The sequence below is a fragment of the Frigoribacterium sp. RIT-PI-h genome (assembly GCF_001297205.1).
Classification (GTDB): Bacteria; Actinomycetota; Actinomycetes; order Actinomycetales; family Microbacteriaceae; genus Frigoribacterium.
Genome location: NZ_LHOZ01000116.1, coordinates 1 through 551 on the forward strand (window position 1 = coordinate 1; position 551 = coordinate 551).

General features: G+C 69.5%; 2 protein-coding genes. Both read right to left on the reverse strand.

Annotated features, from left to right (window positions below; genetic code table 11):
• Nucleotides 1–379: ATP-binding protein (locus AEQ27_RS15255; RefSeq protein ID WP_161805566.1), on the reverse strand; the 379-nt coding region annotated here is incomplete at its 3' end.
• A 25-nt stretch (nt 380–404) separates the two neighbouring features.
• On the reverse strand, nt 405–551 hold a 147-nt coding region (locus AEQ27_RS15260; RefSeq protein ID WP_369813668.1), incomplete at its 5' end, for an STAS domain-containing protein.

The window sequence follows — 551 nt, forward strand, 5'->3', positions numbered from 1 at the left end:
GGCACACGAGCGTCCACACGTTCCGGCCGTCCTCGTGGCGGTAGTCGAGGCTCTCGAGGCTGAGCAGCGCCAGGGCCAGGCCGCGGCCGTCCTCGTCCTCGAGGTCGGCCATCGAGACGGCGCTGAGGTCGATGTCGCTGGGCATGCCGTTGTCGTGGAACACGGCCGTCAGACGGTCGTCGGTGGCCGACAGCTCGAGGGTGAAGCGCCGACCGAGGTCCGCCTCGGAGCGACGGGAGTGCTCGATGACGTTCGCCGCGATCTCGACGATCGCGGTCTCGAACGAGAAGCGCGTCTCGAGCGAGTCGTCGCCGAGCGAGGTCCACCAGGACTCGAAGGCGTTCTGCACCAGGTCGATGCTCTCGGGTTCGACAGCCACGTCGATCATGACGGGGCCGGGACGCTCAGTCATCGAGGGCGGCCGCGACCGAGGCGCGGGGCTTGAGGATGCGGTCGAGGTTCGTCAGGCGCAGCACCATCGAGACCTGCTCGGTGGGGGCGACGAGCCGCAGGTCTCCCCCGGCCTGACGCGCCGACTTGAGGCACGGTAC